The 14,840-nt window shown below is 64.5% G+C and carries 16 protein-coding genes; 6 read left to right on the top strand and 10 right to left on the bottom strand.

The window, feature by feature from the left end:
* Positions 1-39: 39 nt before the first annotated feature.
* The 3 genes from ACTJLC_RS28225 to ACTJLC_RS28215 form a co-directional block, all read right to left on the bottom strand.
* On the bottom strand, positions 40-1,107 hold the full coding sequence (locus ACTJLC_RS28225) for an ABC transporter ATP-binding protein (protein WP_073432114.1): 1,068 nt from the start codon (positions 1,105-1,107) through the stop codon (positions 40-42).
* Positions 1,100-2,869 (bottom strand): ABC transporter permease, encoded by a 1,770-nt coding sequence (locus ACTJLC_RS28220; RefSeq protein ID WP_440845890.1) that lies wholly within the window; start codon positions 2,867-2,869, stop codon positions 1,100-1,102. The genes ACTJLC_RS28225 and ACTJLC_RS28220 overlap by 8 nt, the downstream gene beginning before the upstream one ends.
* Before the next feature lie 100 nt (positions 2,870-2,969).
* Positions 2,970-4,058: an ABC transporter substrate-binding protein gene (locus ACTJLC_RS28215; RefSeq protein ID WP_083086338.1), complete on the bottom strand. Its 1,089-nt coding sequence runs from the start codon at positions 4,056-4,058 to the stop codon at positions 2,970-2,972.
* Between the two features lie 115 nt (positions 4,059-4,173).
* Between ACTJLC_RS28215 and ACTJLC_RS28210 the strand changes: the two genes are divergently transcribed.
* Together ACTJLC_RS28210 and ACTJLC_RS28205 are read left to right on the top strand one after the other, a co-directional pair.
* Positions 4,174-4,869: a response regulator gene (locus ACTJLC_RS28210; RefSeq protein ID WP_310135832.1), complete on the top strand. Its 696-nt coding sequence runs from the start codon at positions 4,174-4,176 to the stop codon at positions 4,867-4,869.
* Positions 4,866-6,320 (top strand): sensor histidine kinase N-terminal domain-containing protein, encoded by a 1,455-nt coding sequence (locus ACTJLC_RS28205; RefSeq protein ID WP_244745169.1) that lies wholly within the window; start codon positions 4,866-4,868, stop codon positions 6,318-6,320. Before ACTJLC_RS28210 ends, ACTJLC_RS28205 begins: the two co-directional genes overlap by 4 nt.
* A 13-nt stretch (positions 6,321-6,333) precedes the next feature.
* Here ACTJLC_RS28205 and ACTJLC_RS28200 read toward each other — a convergent pair whose 3' ends face one another.
* The 5 genes from ACTJLC_RS28200 to ACTJLC_RS28180 all read right to left on the bottom strand — a co-directional run bounded on the left by ACTJLC_RS28200 (position 6,334) and on the right by ACTJLC_RS28180 (position 9,997).
* Positions 6,334-7,485, bottom strand: a complete 1,152-nt coding sequence (locus ACTJLC_RS28200; protein WP_310135829.1) for a CmpA/NrtA family ABC transporter substrate-binding protein — start codon at positions 7,483-7,485, stop codon at positions 6,334-6,336.
* A gap of 10 nt (positions 7,486-7,495) precedes the next feature.
* The gene (locus ACTJLC_RS28195) at positions 7,496-8,071 is read right to left on the bottom strand and encodes an ANTAR domain-containing response regulator (protein WP_073432119.1); all 576 of its coding nucleotides are present in this window, start codon (positions 8,069-8,071) and stop codon (positions 7,496-7,498) included.
* A 479-nt stretch (positions 8,072-8,550) separates the two neighbouring features.
* Entirely contained in the window at positions 8,551-8,823 is a 273-nt protein-coding gene (infA, locus tag ACTJLC_RS28190) for a translation initiation factor IF-1 (RefSeq protein ID WP_007177610.1), read from the bottom strand.
* Between the two features lie 138 nt (positions 8,824-8,961).
* The gene (locus tag ACTJLC_RS28185; protein WP_073432120.1) at positions 8,962-9,243 is read right to left on the bottom strand and encodes a hypothetical protein; all 282 of its coding nucleotides are present in this window, start codon (positions 9,241-9,243) and stop codon (positions 8,962-8,964) included.
* A gap of 535 nt (positions 9,244-9,778) precedes the next feature.
* The gene (locus ACTJLC_RS28180) at positions 9,779-9,997 is read right to left on the bottom strand and encodes a hypothetical protein (protein ID WP_073432130.1); all 219 of its coding nucleotides are present in this window, start codon (positions 9,995-9,997) and stop codon (positions 9,779-9,781) included.
* 296 nt (positions 9,998-10,293) lie between these two features.
* Between ACTJLC_RS28180 and ACTJLC_RS28175 the strand changes: the two genes are divergently transcribed.
* The 3 genes from ACTJLC_RS28175 to ACTJLC_RS28165 are packed head-to-tail and all read left to right on the top strand — an operon-like array spanning position 10,294 to position 11,404.
* Entirely contained in the window at positions 10,294-10,938 is a 645-nt protein-coding gene (locus ACTJLC_RS28175; protein WP_073432121.1) for a helix-turn-helix transcriptional regulator, read from the top strand.
* Between the two features lie 53 nt (positions 10,939-10,991).
* Positions 10,992-11,186, top strand: a complete 195-nt coding sequence (locus ACTJLC_RS28170) for a DUF1653 domain-containing protein (protein WP_073432122.1) — start codon at positions 10,992-10,994, stop codon at positions 11,184-11,186.
* Positions 11,187-11,212: 26 nt separating this feature from the next.
* A complete protein-coding gene (locus ACTJLC_RS28165; RefSeq protein WP_073432123.1) occupies positions 11,213-11,404 on the top strand; it encodes a YqaE/Pmp3 family membrane protein in 192 nt (63 codons plus the stop codon).
* A 50-nt stretch (positions 11,405-11,454) separates the two neighbouring features.
* On the opposite strand, the gene ACTJLC_RS28160 is transcribed toward ACTJLC_RS28165, so the two are convergent.
* Both ACTJLC_RS28160 and ACTJLC_RS28155 read right to left on the bottom strand, forming a co-directional pair.
* Complete coding sequence (locus tag ACTJLC_RS28160; RefSeq protein WP_114164484.1) at positions 11,455-11,763, bottom strand: 2Fe-2S iron-sulfur cluster-binding protein; 309 nt, start codon at positions 11,761-11,763, stop codon at positions 11,455-11,457.
* 144 nt (positions 11,764-11,907) lie between these two features.
* Complete coding sequence (locus tag ACTJLC_RS28155) at positions 11,908-13,893, bottom strand: sigma-54-dependent Fis family transcriptional regulator (protein WP_440845884.1); 1,986 nt, start codon at positions 13,891-13,893, stop codon at positions 11,908-11,910.
* Positions 13,894-14,290: 397 nt separating this feature from the next.
* Here ACTJLC_RS28155 and ACTJLC_RS28150 point away from each other — a divergent pair, with 397 nt between their 5' ends.
* Positions 14,291-14,581 (top strand): DUF1488 domain-containing protein, encoded by a 291-nt coding sequence (locus ACTJLC_RS28150; protein WP_073432126.1) that lies wholly within the window; start codon positions 14,291-14,293, stop codon positions 14,579-14,581.
* The last annotated feature ends 259 nt before the right edge of the window (positions 14,582-14,840 follow it).

Here is a 14,840-nt window from a genome sequence, read left to right as displayed (position 1 = left end):
GATTTTGTTTGCTTCGGTTGGGGCGCTGCCGCCCGCGTTTCAACTGGCTTGCGCGAAGGCCCAGCAGTCGTTGGCGGGGAATTCGATCCAGTGACGGCCGGCGGCGCGCGGCACCGGGCCGAACGCGCGCAGGCGCAGGGCGCCGCAATGGAACAGGTATTCCCAGCGGTCGCCGAGATACATCGAGGTGATGAGTTCGGCTTCGAGCCGGTTCGCGCCCGGACCGTCGGCGACCTGCACGCGTTCGAGGCGGATCACGGCCTGGGCGTTTTGCCCGGCGGTGAGCGCTTCGCGGGCTTGGGCCTGCAATTGCCAGCCGTCGCCGGCGAGGGTCACGCGCTCGCCGTCCACCGAGGCGACGCGCGCGTCGATGCGGTTGTTGCTGCCCATGAACTCCGCCGTGTAAAGCGAGCGGGGCGAGCCGTACAGTTCGGCGGGCGTGCCTTCCTGTTCGATGCGGCCGTTGCGCAATAGCAGGATGCGGTCGGACATCGCCATCGCCTCGGTCTGGTCGTGCGTGACGCACAACGCGGACAAACCCAGCGACACGATCAGTTCGCGCAACCAGGCGCGCGCTTCCTCGCGCAGCTTGGCGTCGAGATTCGACAGCGGCTCGTCGAGCAGAATCACCGGCGGGTTGTAGACCAGCGCGCGCGCGATCGCGACGCGCTGCTGCTGTCCGCCCGAAAGCTGATACGGATAGCGCGCGGCGAGGTGGCCGAGGCCGAGCTGATCGAGCGCGCCCTGCACGCGCTTTTTCTGCTCGGCGCCCGATACGCGCCGCAGCTTCAAGCCGTAGCCGACGTTGTCCGCCACGGTGCGATGCGGCCACAGCGCATACGACTGGAACACGAGACCGAGCGAGCGCTGCTCGACCGGCAGATCGACCTTCGCCGCGCCGTCGAAGAAAGCCTTGCCGTCCAGCTCGATGCGGCCCGACGACGGTTGTTCGAGCCCGGCGACCGCGCGCAGCAGCGTGGTCTTGCCGCTGCCCGATGCGCCCAGCAGGCACACCACTTCGCCGGGGTTCAGTTGGAACGACACGCCCTTCAGAATCGGGTTGTCGCCATAGCTGAGAAAGAGGTTGTCGACCGAGAGCTTATCCATGCAATTTCACTCCGAAGCGCAGGGCGACGCCGAGTCCGACGCCGACCATCGCGATGTTGATGACAGAAAGCGCCGCGACCTGATCGACCGCGCCGGTCGCCCACAGCGACACCAGCAGCGCGCCGATCACTTCCGTTCCCGGCGAGAGCAGATAGACGGCCGTCGAGTATTCGCGCTCGAAGATCATGAAGATCAGGAGCCACGCCGCGAGCAAACCGAAGCGCACGAGCGGCAGCGTCACGTCGAGACTCACGCGGGCGCGGGTGCCGCCGACGCTGCGTCCCGCTTCCTCGAGTTCGGGGCCGACTTGCAGCAGCGCGCTTTGAATCAGGCGCATGCCATAGGCGAGCCACACCACCGTGTACGCGATCCAGATGCTCCACATGGAGCTCTTCAGTTCCTTCAAGCCCGGCACGAACAGGAAGATCCACAGGAACGCGAGACCGGCGAGCAGGCCCGGCACCGCGCGCGGCAGCAGCACGAGGTAATCGAGCAGGCGCGTGGCCCAGTCGTTGCGGCGATGGCCCGCGAACGCCACCAGCGAATAGAAGCCCACCGCCAGCGCGCCGCCGAACACGCCGATGCCGAGCGTGTTCAGGATCGCGCGCACCAGGTTGTCCTGCTCGAACAGGTCGGTGAAGTTGGCGAGCGTCAGCACTTCGGCGAGCTTCACGCCTTCGCCCCAGTTGGTGACGAACGCGCGCAACGTGATGCCGGAGAGCGGCACGAAGACGGTGAGCATCAGCCACAGCGCGACGATCGCGAGCGCCACCCAACGCCATGCGCCGAGCGGCAGCACGGTCTGACGTCCCGCCTTGCCCTTGACCGTGACGAAACGGTTCGCGCTCTTGAGCAGCCAGCGTTGCAACAGCACCAGCGGAAACGTGATCGCGACGATGCACACCGCGACCGCGGCCATCAGGTGATAGGACGGCACGCCGAGCTTGTTGGTGAGCTTATACAGATAGGTGGCCAGCACGAGGTGCCCTTCGGGGTCGCCCAGCACGAGCGGCAGGCCGAACACCTCGAAGCCGAGGAAGAACACCAGCACGCCGGCGAACAGCAGCGCGGGCAGCGTCATCGGCAGGCTCACGTCGAGCGCGACGCGAAACGGCCGCGCGCCGGCGACGCGCGCCGCTTCCTCGACATCCGAGCCGAGATTGCGCAGCGCCGCCGACGAATACAGGTACACGTGCGGCACATGCGTGAGGCCGACGATGATCGTGATCGCGAGAACGGAGTACACGGTCCAGGGCGCTTCGGCGGTGCCGAACAGCGCCTTCCACCAGACCGAGTAGAAGCCGACCGGGCCGGCCGCGACCACGTAGCCGAACGCGAGCACCATCGGCGAGACGAATACGGGCGTGAGCAGCATCGGTTCGAGCCAGCGGCGGCCGGGCAGGTCGGTGCGCACCATCAGGAACGCGAGAATGCCGCCGAGCGGGATCGAGATGAACAGCATCCCGCCCGCGATGATGAAGGAGTTCTTCAACGCGGACCAGAAATCCGGGTCGCTGAAAATGAACTGGAAGCCGGCGAGGCCGAGCGTGCGGTTGGCGTCGAAGAACGGCGCATTGAGCACGCTCTGAAACAGGATGAAGCCGAGCGGCAGCGCCACCGCGATGGTGAGCACCGCGACGACGAGCCAGCGCAGCAGTCCCGCGAACGGCTGCAAGCCGCCTCGCGGCAAGGCGCCGATCGGGCCGCCGTCGGCTGCGAGCGGCGCGCTATCGCGGCGTGCGGGTGCGCTAGTAGAAAGCATGAGTGTCCCCCTGCGGCGAATGAAGCCGCATATCGACAGGTAGTGAGAGAAGGCCCGGCGCCCGCGCTTTTCGCGTGGACGCCGTCAGGTCAAGCGAGGTTTAGCGCTTGATCGACTGTTGCCATTGCTTGAGGAATTCAAGCCGTTTGGACTGGTCGAGATAGACCAGCAGGCCCGCGCCGATCGGGATCGGCTTGAGCGAATCGCCGAGCTGTTTCGTCAGACCGGCCATCGACGTTTCGCCTTCCACGTCGGAGCGGATCGAGAACAGGCTCGCCTGATTCGCGAGCAAGGTCTGGCCGCGTTGCGACAGCAGATAATCGACCCACAGCCTGGCGGCGTTCGGGCTTTTCGCCTTCTTCGAGATCGTCACGAGGCGGCTCACCACCAGCGTGTAGTCTTTCGGATAGACATAACCGATCGACGGGTCTTTCTTCGCCTTGGTGAGCGCGTAGGAGCCGAGAATGTTGTAGCCGATCAGGTTTTCACCCGACGAAATACGCTCCATCATCGCGCCGGTGCTCGATTGCAGCTTCGGGCCGGTGGCGCCCATCGCCTTCACCAGATCCCACGTGACTTGCGGATTGACGCGCGCGTCTTGCGTCAGATAGTTGAAGCCGACGCCGGACTTCTCGATGTCGTAGGTCGTGACCTTGCCCTTGAACTGGTCGGGCTTGCTTTGCAGCAGCTTGATGAGGTCGGCGCGCGTTTGCGGCACGTCGCCGGCCGCGAGCAGCCGCTTGTTGTAGACGATCGCGAGCGGCTCATACGTGGTGCCGTAGGCCTGCTTCTGGTACTGCGCCCACTGCGGCAACTGCTTCGCCTCGGGCGAGTCGTAGGTCGCCATCAGGCCGTCGTTGACGAGCTTCACTTGCAGGTCCATCGCGGAGCTCCACAACACGTCGGCGCTCGTGCTGCTGGCCGCGTTTTCGCTGATGAAGCGGTTGTACAGCTCCGTGCTGTTCATATCGTTGTATTCGACCTTGATGCCGTACAGGCTTTCGAAGTCCTTGATGAGCGGACGCACGAGCGCGGTGTCCGTGACCGAATAGACGATCAGCTTTCCTTCCTTCTTCGCCGCGTCGACGGTGCTCTGATAGTCACCGGGATAACCCGCGGGAAACGCCGCCCACACTGAGTTTGCGGCAAAGGCAACAGCAACTGCGAGGCACTTCAAAGAGATTTTCACGTCTTCCTCCAGAAAACACTGTGTTTGTTTTGTGTGAGCGAATGGTAAGAGACGCGCGCTTTCTGAACGCTTTCAGTTTTTGAAAGAAATGAGTGACAATGGTCGAATTCGCCTCATGGATTTCCCTGGGATTTTGCTCATGCGTGTGCTGCTCGTCGAAGACAATCCGATCCTTTCCCGCTCGCTGACCGACGCGCTGACGAGCGCGAAACTCACCGTCGATTGCATGCACGACGGCGAGTCCGCCGACCACGTTCTGCGCACGCAAGACTACGCGTTGGTGATTCTCGATATCGGCTTGCCGAAGCTCGACGGGCTCGAAGTGCTGCGCCGTCTGCGCGCGCGCCGCAACGCGGTGCCGGTGCTGATCCTCACCGCGCACGGTTCGGTGGAAGAGCGCGTGCGCGGTCTCGATCTGGGCGCCGACGACTATCTCGCCAAGCCTTTCGCGCTCACCGAACTGGAAGCGCGCGCACGTGCATTGTTGCGCCGCAGTCATGGGCAGGAGCCCTTGCATGCGCAATGCGGCACGCTGCTTTACGACAGCGTGGATCGCGGCTTCACGCTCGACGGCGAACCGCTCGCGTTGACGCCGCGCGAGCGTTCGGTGCTCGAAGTGCTGATCCTGCGCAACGGTCGCGCGATCAACAAGGACACGTTGTCGGAGAAAATTTTCGGGCTCGACGAATCGGTGAATGCGGACGCCATCGAGATTTACGTGCACCGCTTGCGCAAGAAACTCGAACACAGTTCGGTCGGCATCGTGACGCTGCGCGGGCTCGGCTATCTGCTGGAAGCCAAAGGCCCATGACGCGGCCGAATCTGCGCGTGCGGGTGGCGCTATGGCTGCTGTTGCCGCTGCTGTTATTGCTCGCGTTCGACGCATGGCTCACGTATCAGCGCGCGATGAACGCGGCGCACGCGGCCTTCGATCGCACGCTGGAATTTTCGTTGCGTTCGATACGCGACGGCATCCGCTTGCGCGACGGCAGGATCGAAGTCGATCTGCCGTACCTTGCTCTCGAGATGTTCGAGTCGAACGGCGGCGGCAATATCTACTATCAGATTCGTGAAGAGGGCGGCGCCGTGGTGACGGGCTATCCCGATCTGCCGGACGCGAAAAAAGCGCCGGCCGAGCCCTACAGCGTGCGGTTCTATGACGGCGTGTTTCGCGGCCGGCCGCTGCGCATCGCGATGCTGAGGCTGCCCGTGCACGACGTGCCGAGCGCGCAGACGCGCGTGGTGCTCGTGAGGGTCGGCGAAACGATCGAGCAGCGCCAGGCGTTGGCGCGCGAGATTCTCACCGGCTCGCTGCAACAGGAATTTCTGCTGGTGGTGCTCGCGCTCGGCATCGTATGGCTGGGGGTCGCGCGTGGCTTGCGGCCGTTGAACCGCTTGTCGGCGAAAGTCGCCGCGCGCGCCGAGGACGACCCCACGCCGCTCGATACCGTGGGCTTGCCGAGCGAAGTGGCGCCGCTCGTCGATTCGATCAATCAGTACATTGGCCGCACGCAGTTGATGCAGTTGTCGCGCCGGCGCTTTTTCAACGACGCCGCGCATCAGTTGAAAACGCCGCTGGCGGTGATTCAGGCGGAAGCGGAACTGGCGCTGCGCGACAGCGACGGCGTGGGTGCTGGCGTCGGTGTGGGTTCCGCTTCTTGCGGCGAGGACAACCCGAGCGGCAATCGCCGGCAAGGCGTCCATTTGCGGCGGTTGAATCGCGCGGTGCAGCAGGCGGTGCGCATCGTGCAGCAGTTGCTGTCGCTCTCGCGGCTCGACGCGGACAGCGGCTATACGGTCAAGCATGCCGCGGTGCCGCTGCATAAGGTGGCGCGCAGCGTGACGCTCGACTGGTCGCCGGTGGCGCGCTCGCGCGGCATCGATCTCGGCTTCGAACAGGACGAGCGCATCGAGGTCATGGGTCAGACCGATCTGCTCGCGGAGCTGGTCGGCAATCTGATCGACAACGCGATCCGTTATTCGGGCGACGGCGCGGTGATCACCGTGCGCGTCGCGAGCGAGAACGGGCAGCCGCTGCTGCAAGTGATCGACAACGGCCCCGGCATTCCTGTTGGTGAACGCGAGGCGGTCTTTGAACGCTTCTATCGCAGCGAGGCGACGCAGACGGTCGAGGGCAGCGGGCTGGGCTTGTCGATCGTGCGGGAAATCGCGCGCGTTCACGGCGCGCTGATCGCGTTGAGCGATGCGCCCGGTGGCGGGCTGGTGGTGAGCGTGCTGTTTCCGGCATTAGAGCCGGCGTGACGTTTCCCGCGCCTTACCGGCGGATCGTGAAGCTTTGCGCGTATCCCGCGGAGGGCGTGCTGTCGCCCCACACCTTGCCGTCGATGAATACCTGCGCGGTGTGACCGGCGGGCACCGCCACGCCCACGCCTGCGGCCGCCTCGCGATACAACTGCGTCTGATTGACCCGCGCCGCGATCTGCGCGTAATCCGCGCGCGCGTCGATCATGCCCCAGCGCTCGAACTGCGTGACGAACCACGCGCCCTCGAACGCATGCGGATAGTTCACGGCGCCGTCGTCGAAGAAACGTACGGGCAGGCCGCGCGGCGTGGAGGCGGCGATCTCGTCGCCGAGGCGTGCGGCAATCAGGGCTTCGTCGATGCCGATGTACTCGGGCCGCGCGAGCCAGCGCGCGATTTCCTCGCGATGTCCCGCGCCGTCGAGCCAGCGGCAGGCTTCGAGCATCGTCTGCACGAGCGCGCGCGCGGCGTTCGGATTCGCGCTGACGAAATCGCGCCGGCAGGCCAGCACTTTCTCGGGATGATCGGGCCACACCTCGCTCGTATACGCGATCGTCCTGCCGACGCCTTCGGCTTCGGCCATCGCGTTCCACGGCTCGCCCACGCACAGGCCGTCGAGCTTGTCGTCGGCGAGCGCGGCGACCATCTGCGGCGGCGGAATCACCACGCTTTCGATGTCGCGCAACGGATCCACGCCTTGCGACGCGAGCCAGTAGTACAGCCACATCGCATGCGTGCCGGTGGGGAAGGTCTGCGCGAACACGGGCTTGCGGCCGAGCGTCGCGAGCGCCTTGGGCAGCGTGCGCTGCTCGGCGAGCGCGTCGGCGAGTCGGTTCGACAGCGTGATGCCCTGGCCGTTGCGGTTGAGCACCATCAGCACGGCCATGTCCGTTTGCGGACCGCCCAGGCCGAGTTGCACGCCGTAGACGAGCCCGTAGAGCGCGTGCGCCGCATCGAGATCGCCCGACAGCAGCTTGTCGCGCACGGCGGCCCACGACGGCTGACGGGAAAGCTCCAGCGTCAGGCCATGCGCGTGGCCGAATTCGAGCAGCTTCGCGGCGACGAGCGGCGCGGCGTCGGAGAGCGCGACGAAGCCGAGCCGCAGATGGGTTTTTTCGAGCGGCCCCGAGGCGAGCGGCGAGGCGAGGGAAGTGGGAGCGTTCATGGGCGGCGCTTCATTTGGGCGGGTCGGCCGCCGCCACGATGGCGCGCGCGACCTCGGCGAGTTTGACGCCCTGGTTCATGGCGCGCTTGCGCAGACTGGCGTAGGCGGCGTGTTCGGTGATTTTCTGCTGATCCATCAGCAGGCGTTTGGCGCGATCGATCAGCTTGCGTTCGGCGAGTTCGCTCTCGGCCTGCGCGAGGCGTTCGCGCAACTGCGACTCCTGCGCGAAACGCGCGAGCGCGACTTCGAGGATCGGTGCAAGCCGTTCCGTGGCGAGACCCTCGACGAGATACGCGGTCACGCCCGCGCCGACCGCGTCGCGGATCAACTGCTGGTTGTCGTCGTGGCTGAACATGAGCACCGGGCGCGGCGCGGTGGCGTTCATCACCGCGAGTTGCTCGAGCGTATCGCGCGAGGGCGATTCCGTGTCGATGATGATCACGTCGGGCCGTTCGCTCTGGACCACGCGATGCAGCGCTTGCGGCGTGGCGGTGCCGGCCAGCATCTCGTAGCCGAGGCGGGCGAGGGCGTCACGGAGATCGCCGATGGGCTTGTCGGTATCGGTTACGAGGAGAACGCGCAGCATGGGGTAGGAATCGTCGACGGCTGAACATCAATTAAGCGAGAAGCGTGCCATCGGGGTCGTGATGCATCGAAAGCAACGCAATCACGGACTTATCCACGATGCCGGCAGACGCCGCCGCACCGAAGCGGGGCATGTACGAGCGATGCACCGAAGCGGCGCATCGTGTGGCCGCTTGCCGATCGGCTCGGCAGATTCGAGCAGGCGCGCGAAGGCGCCGCCGGGAAGAAGCTCGGAGCGGTGTTCGGACAGTAGGGGAAACGAGAGAGAGTGGAGCGCTAGTCGGCCAGCGGCGCGAAGCCGATGCACCATCGAGCACCACATCTGGACGAAACGCGGCGCCGCCGCAGCGCGCCGCTCAGGCTCGAGTCAACGAGTCAAGCCGGAGAAGGCGCGCGAAAGGCTTCGCGAACAGCACAGCTGCAACGAGCTGCATGGGTCACGCAAGGAACGCGCGGGACGCGCTCAGCGTGCCGTCGGCCTTAACGGCGACGGAACTGCGAATTGCGGGCGCCGCCGCCACCGGTGGCGCGCTCGTCTTTGTGGCGGAAATTGATCCGGCCTTTGGTCAGGTCGTAGACCGACAGTTCCAGCGTGACGCGGTCGCCCGCGAGAATACGGATGTGGTTCTTGCGCATGCGTCCGGACGCGTAAGCGCCAACCACGACGCCGTTGTCGAGCGTGACGCGGTAACGGCTGTCCGGAAGCACTTCGTCGACGATACCGTCAAGTTCAAGCAGTTCTTCTTTCGCCATGCATAACTCCTGGTCGATGGGATAAGGGGTGTTGACCGCCGGCGAAGCCGCGCGGCGCAACATCGGATACGGTTGACAGTAGACCCTCCTGGGCCCGCTGTTTGTGCGGCATCAGCCCATGCGCTGATAGTAAACCGCTCAAAGATCGGCGACGGACTGGCCGTCCACGCGACCGTCGATCAATTGTTCAGCATGCGCCATGCACGCGATGCGCGCCTTGCCCGTGCCGTCGAACGGAAACAGGTATTGCAGACGGAACACGCGCCCGTCGGCAGCCGGATTGGCGCCCACGCGGCAGATGCGCACCGACGCGTCGTAGCCTGCGTCGGCATTGCGGCTCGTTTGACCGTCCGCCGGGCGGCGCGGATAGACGAGCGGATGAATTTCGTAACCCTTGTACGTCTTGACAACTGAATTCATGAAGCATGTGTCCTGTATTACGTGGCCGGCGTGTCACGCGTGTTACGCGCGGCACGACAGGCCGGCGGCGCAGCGCCTAGGGGCGCGCCGCCATGGAAAAAGATTGGCGCAGCAGGCCCGATGGCAAGGGCTTGAGCGCGGATTCGATGGAGAAGAAACACGCTGATGTCGCGCGGACACCGGACGCGTAAAGCTGAACGACTCAGCTGCACAACTCGCGGCGGCGAATGCATGCGGCGCATTGCCGGAGTGACGGGATCGCCGACGGGCGGCGGTCGAACAGTCGGGGGTAGTGCGGAGATGCCGGTTTGAGACTGCCTGGTGCTGCCAGTGCTGCGAATGCGGATACAGCTATTCCAATATGATGCACTAAATGGGCCTGATTGGATAGCGAAATGTTCCGCGCACCGGCAAGCCGCCCATGTGGCGGGGCTTTGAGTGCGAGAGGGCGGCGCGCTGAATGGCGGGGCGCATGAGCGGTGCGCCGGGTGCGGGTTCTCGCCGTGGCGGCGAGAACCGGCGGGGGCCCGATGGCTCAGCGGGAAGTTTCGGCGACGCGCTTTTGCAACTCACGTGAGGCCGCGAGCGGAATGCGCGCGTCGTCCCACACGGCCAGCCATTCGACTTCCTTCGACGTGAAGATTTGCCCGTGATTGCGCAACGCGTATTGCAGCGAATCGATGATGTGATTGCGGATGATCTCAGGCGTGCCTTCGTCGTCGAGCACGGCGCGAAACGCTTCGAGCGTGGCCATCTGTTGCTCCGTGAAATAGAGGGTTCTTTTATCGCACGAAAAAAAATCGCTCGCCAAGCGGACAAAAATCGTCATGAGCAGGCGGGTCCGCGCGGCTTGCTGGTTTTGAGGACGTGACCGATGCCGCGGTCGCCGCACCTTAAGCGGGGTCGCTACAATGGCGAGTCGTCGCGCGAAGCAGGTCGCCTTGGGACAAGCTCCGCGCGTGGCCGGGTCGCCGGCTCAATCGTCGCGCTTCGCCGTCGCCTCGCTGGCGGAAAGGCGGCGCGGCATCTCCAGAACACTGCGATTTTCCAATGCGCAAGACAACCGTGCCGCCTGTGAAAGACCTGCTGCTGGACCGCTACGCACCCATCGCCGACGGCATCGCGGCGCTCTTTTATCCCTGCGCCGAAGTGGTGATTCACGACCTGCGCGATCAGACCATCGCCTATCTCGTCAACAATCTGTCGAAGCTCGAAGTGGGCGGGCCGTCCGTGCTCGACGAGGTCCACTATGCGGCGCGCGGGCGGACCATCGGTCCCTACGAGAAGCTCAACTGGGACGGCCGGCGCATGCGCTGCGTGAGCAACATCCTGTTCGACGACGACGGCAAGCCGGCCGGCATGCTGTGCATCAACTTCAATATCGCTGTGTTCGAGGACGTGCGCTCCACGCTCGATCTGTTCATTAAGGGCGGCAATCTGACGGACGCGCCGGCGGAAGATCTGTTCCGCGACGACTGGCAGGACCGCATCAACACGTATCTGCACACGTGGCTGCGCGAGCGGCAAATCGGCATCAACGCGCTCACGCGCGAACACAAGCGGGAAATCGTCGAGGCGCTGCATGCGCAAGGCGCGTTTCGCGGCCGCAGTTCCGCGAACTACGTGGCCGCCGTGCTGACGATGGGACGCGCCACCGTCTACAAGATTCTGAAGCAGATGAAAGAGGGCGGTTGAACGTTTTAACCGCGGCGCCAGCGCGCAGTGGTTATCAATTCAAGGAGATGCGTATGGTGCGCTACCGGCACTACAAAGGCGGCATTTACGAACTGGTTTGCGAGGCGACGCTGGAGTCCGATCCGAGCGTCACGATGATCGTCTATAAAGCCAGCAATGGTACGATCTGGACGCGTCCGGCTTCGGTGTTTTTCGAGTTGGTCGAACAGGACGGCGTGAAGGTGCCGCGCTTCGCACCGATCAACTAACGGGTCATTACAAACAGGAAATCCGCATGCGTTTATTGCTTGCCATCATTTTGCCGTGGTTCCAGTTCTTCACGATCGGGCGTCCGTTTGCCGGCATCATTTGCCTGATCTTGCAGATCACGCTGATCGGCTGGATTCCGGCCGCGATCTGGTCGGTCTATGCGCTGAGCCAGTACAACACCGATAAGAAAATCGCCCGGGCGATGGGCGGGCGTTAAAGCGCGCAATAGGTGGGCTGATGGCGTTCGCTGACTTGCGGCGAGCGGATTTACCGGGGCGGCAATTCGACCGCCTCCGGCGTTTCGATCACCACGTCGGTTTCCGCGATCGCCACGCACGGCAGAATATAGCCTTCCGTTTTTTCTTCCCGGCTCAAACCCGGCCACTCGATCGTGTAACGCACGCGTCCGGTTGTCATCTTGCATAGACACGTGCGGCACGTGCCGTTACGGCACGAACGCGGCAGACGCAGATTGGCAAAGCCGGCGGCTTCGAGAATCGTGAGCGAATCGGGCGCTTCGAAACTCGTGCCGAGCGGCTCGACGCGAACGAGAGGCGGGCGAGTGGAGTCGGACATCGTGTGAATCGGTGACGGAGTGCGTCACTTTACACGGCGCGTGGAATGCGCGGACGTTCCGGCGTCTGGAGCGTCGCAGCGCTTCATGTCATGCGAACGCGCAAGCATGCACACGGCACCTGTACGCCTCAGCCGTCCGCCGCTTCAATGCGTCGTGCCGCCGCGCCGCAAATACCGGTACACCGTATTGCGCGCCAACCCCAACTCGCGGGCCGCCGCCGAGACGTTTCCGTCGAGTCGCGCGAGCGTTTGCGCGATCAACGTGGCTTGCCACTCCTCCATCCGGGCGGGCGATGCCTGAGCGGGCGGCTCAATGGCCACGCTTGCGCCATCATCGTTCGCTGACGCTGACGCTGACGCCGCAGGCAATCGCGCAGGTTCGTTAGCCGGAGCCTCGACACAATCCTGCAGGAAGTCGTCCGGCAAATCCTCCAGTTCGATCTGCTCCGCGCCTTCGGCCATGATGCTCGCGGTGCGCAGCACGTTCGCCAGTTGCCGCAGATTGCCCGGCCAGCGGCATTGCGTGAATCGCTCCAGCACGGCGTCGGAGACGCGGCGCGGCAGGCGCTCGCCGTCGGGCTGCAAGGCCAGCATGCGCGTGACGAGCGCCGCGAGATCGGTGCGCTCGCGCAGCGGCGGCAAGGTCACGACGAGTCCGTTGATCCGGTAATAGAGGTCCTCGCGGAAGGTGCCCGCCTCGATCATCTCGCGCAGATTGCGGTGGGTCGCGCAGACAATGCGCAGATCCACGGGAACCGTTCCCGTCCCGCCGAGCGGCACGACGCTGCGCTCCTGGAGCACGCGCATCAAGCGCACTTGCTGGGCGAGCGGCATGTCGCCGATTTCGTCGAGAAACAGCGTGCCGCCATCCGCCTGCACGATCTTGCCGACGCTGCCGCGCTTCTTCGCGCCGGTAAACGCGCCGTCTTCATAGCCGAACAATTCCGCTTCGATCAACGTCTCCGGCAACGACGCGCAATTCAGCGCGACGAAGGGCGCGTTGCGCCGCGGCGAGTCTTGGTGGATCGCGCGCGCGAGCCACTCCTTGCCGGTGCCGGTTTTGCCGAGGACGAGAATCGGAATGTCGCGTCCGCGCAGTTTCGCGACGCGCCGCAGAACCGCTGACATCTGCGCGTCGCTGGTATCGAGCGTTTCGAGCGTGGCGAGCGGCGCCGGCTCACCCAGCCGTGCCGCGCGGCGCGCCCCGGCGGACGCCAATGCAGGAGCCACCCCATCAGCCGACGCGACATGACGCGGCGCCGAATACTCGCCGCGCGCGAGCACGCGCACGCCGCTCGGCAGCGTCAGCACGATGCTTTCGCCTGGCGCGCGAGTGAGCTGCTGCAACAGCTTGGGGAAGGCGACGCCGAACAGCGCCTCGAACGATTGCCGTTGCAGATCGGCGAGCGGTTGCCCGAACTGGAACAAAGCGCTGCGATTCGCGGACAGAAAGGTGCCGTCCGGCGCGAACGCCGCGAGTCCTTCAAACAGCGTGCCGATGAATTCCGCGCGCGCATGAAAACGCACGCGAATCGCGTCGGCGAACTGATTGGAGAAAAGATGATTTTCGATCATCTGCGCCGACATTCTGACGAGCGCGAGCGTGTGCTTATGAAAGCCGCGCGTGTCGCCGCTCACGTCGAGTGCGCCGATGGTGCGCCCGAACGGGTCCGCGATGGGCGCGCACGAGCAGGTGAGAATCCGGTTCGCGTGCAGAAAGTGTTCGTCGGCGTGCACGACGGTCGGCTGCCCGTCGACCAGCGCGGTGCCGATCGCGTTCGTCCCGCGATCCGCTTCCGCCCATGAAACGCCCGGGCACAACGCGACGCGATTGGCTTTTTCGACGAAGTCGCTGTCGCCGAGACTGTGCAGGATCAGCCCGCGATTGTCGGTGAGCAGCACCATGCTTTGGGTGTCGACGATCTGCGCATGCAGCGTTTCCATGACGGGCAGCGCATGCGTATAGAGCGACTGATTGCGATCGACCAGTTCGCGCAGCGCGGGCCGGCGCAGCGGATGAAAGTCCGGCGTTTCCGACGCGCGCAGGCCGATCTGAAGCGAACGGGCATGAGCTTGCGCGATGACATCTGGCCGACCGATGGCGGGCGGCGTGGCAGGACGAAGGGTCAAGGCATGTCTCCGGTGTTCGGATGCGGCGGGTACATTGCCCGCCGTTGCATGCCGCAGCGCAACATAGGCGCGCGGCCGAACACCGATATTACAGGACCGGGCGGGAAGCGCATGGCAGGGAAAGAACGGAGTCGCGGCGCTCGCGATGACGTCCGACGGGCCGCGCCTTGCATTGAGATCAAGCAAACGAAAGGAAAACTTGCGGAGCGGCCGAACTCGTCTAAAGTGAATCAAATCACTTCCGCGGAGCGCGAACGACGGCGCCGTCGCAGTGAAGTGACGAGCCCGCGCCACCAGCATTGGACAAGGAGGATGGAGCTGCCGGCGCGACAGACGCAACCCGGGTGCGCGTTACCCGGCGACTTCATGCGCAGCATCAACCTTCCAGGTGAACCCCATGCAGATCCTTTTCCCGAATGAAACTCCTGAATATTCAGGTCGCGAACTCACGTTGGCCTTCCCGGCGATGGTCGATGGAGAGAGGGTGGAATGCATGATCACGGCGGAGGCGCTGGAAGATCATTTCGGTGCGGCGTCGCCGCGGCTGGAGGATATGGTTGGGGCGTTCGATACGCATCGGGCCAGGATCGAGGCCGCTACGCGGCGGTTGTTGTCGGAGACTCGGGCGCAGTGTCTTGTGTTGCGGAGTGGGTATGTGAGGTTTTATGAGGCTAATTGGCGGAATTAGAATTGGCTGCGTGCCTGTGCCTTTGCTGCCTTTGGCCTTTGCCTGATTTGTTAGTGGTCTATTAGCGTTGCCCCTGTGCGGGGCGGCACTGTAGTGGTCAAGCAAACCTGGACACCCCAAAGGCGAATTTTTAAAAAAGCGAAGCTTCGCACCGTGCCGGTGGCAGACCGCCTGCCGCCGAATGGATGCGCCTGTAGTTATAAAAGTTGTCGATGTAGGCCCCGATGTCGCGCTCGGCCTGCGCGTGATCCGGGTACCC

It is taken from the genome of Paraburkholderia sp. 22099, assembly GCF_052045835.1.
In the GTDB taxonomy this organism is placed as follows: Bacteria; Pseudomonadota; Gammaproteobacteria; order Burkholderiales; family Burkholderiaceae; genus Paraburkholderia; species Paraburkholderia terricola.
Note: the sequence above shows the minus strand (reverse complement) of the source record. Positions and strands in the feature narration are given on the sequence as shown.